The sequence below is a fragment of the Pseudomonas sp. GM74 genome (genome assembly GCF_000282455.1).
Lineage (GTDB): Bacteria > Pseudomonadota > Gammaproteobacteria > Pseudomonadales > Pseudomonadaceae > Aquipseudomonas.
Window position 1 is genome coordinate 1 of sequence record NZ_AKJG01000178.1, and the last position, 625, is coordinate 625.

At 63.5% G+C, this 625-nt stretch carries 1 protein-coding gene; it reads right to left on the reverse strand.

Translation table 11 applies throughout. The features are described 5' to 3' along the window. Positions 1–360 (reverse strand): winged helix-turn-helix domain-containing protein (locus tag PMI34_RS00045; RefSeq protein ID WP_008054317.1); only part of this gene is annotated, 360 nt, incomplete at its 3' end. Positions 361–625 lie beyond the last annotated feature (265 nt).

The window sequence follows — 625 nt, forward strand, 5'->3', positions numbered from 1 at the left end:
GGCGCCCGCCGGTGCCGGCGGTTGCCCGGCCTGTTCCAGAGAGTACGGTGCGACGAAGCTGTACCCACGCTGGGCCACTGTGATGATGTAGCGCTGACCCGCCTGACCGTCGCCGAGCGCCTTGCGCAACGCGGCCATGTGGACCCGCAGGTTGATGTCTTCGACCACGCTGTTGGGCCAGACCCGGGCGATCAGTTGTTGCTTGCTGACCACGTTGCCGGCGTGCTCCAGCAGGATCAACAGGATGTCCATGGCACGCCGGCCCAGGCGCAAGGGATGGTCGGCCTCCATCACCAGGCGTTGTTCGGGGTAGACCCGGTAGGGGCCGAAATGCACAGCCTGTTCGGGGGAAAGGGTCAACGAGTCGCTCCTGTTGCATCCGTCTGGTACGCGGTTTTCGAGCATTTTCCTCAGGTTTTTTACGTAGCGCAATGCACCGCCCGGGTGACTGTCGGGTGCAGGCGTTGACTGTCGCGTATCGGCCAGTGGCCGTCGGTCCCGTGAACATTGGGCGCAACAGATGGACAGGGCTTGCCGGTAATGCCAGTCAGTCAAGCGGTAATGCGATCTGTAGCAGCTGCCGAGCCCGCGAGGCGGCGTTCGGCTGCGAAGCAGTCGTAAAATC